The sequence below is a fragment of the Bradyrhizobium sp. Kon37 genome (genome assembly GCF_055807535.1).
This window is the reverse complement of the sequence record NZ_JBVVOY010000154.1, coordinates 1-404: the sequence shown is the minus strand read 5'-3', so window position 1 is coordinate 404 and position 404 is coordinate 1. Positions and strand designations below refer to the sequence as shown.

At 55.0% G+C, this 404-nt stretch carries 1 protein-coding gene; it reads right to left on the bottom strand.

Annotated elements, in window-relative coordinates; genetic code table 11:
• Positions 1-404 (bottom strand): SbmA/BacA-like family transporter (locus tag AC0L3J_RS37560; RefSeq protein ID WP_473350453.1); only part of this gene is annotated, 404 nt, incomplete at both ends.

Here is a 404-nt window from a genome sequence, read left to right as displayed (position 1 = left end):
AGCCGCTGATAGATCGAGATCAGTTCGACGATCGTGCTCCAGGAGTTGACGAGATACTGAAACGAGGTTCGTACTTGCGTGAACGCGTTGAGGATCTGGTTCATCGCGCCGAGGGTGATCTTGCCCGCGATGATTGTGGGCGCAAGCAGCAGATAAGGAAAGATGACGTCAGTCTGGAGATAGACGATCCGGCCGATATTGAAGTACATGAAGTTCAGATAGAGCCGGAAGTAATTCCTGCGAATGTCTCTAAACAGCACGCTCAATGTCGGCGCATTGGCACGCGCCGTATCATCCTCGCCGAGCACGAGCTCCTTGCGATAGGCCGCTTCGACCCGCTGGTTGAAAAATTCAATTCCGGGCAGGCGGATGCCGATAAGCGCGAGAACGCCGGTGCCCAGGAT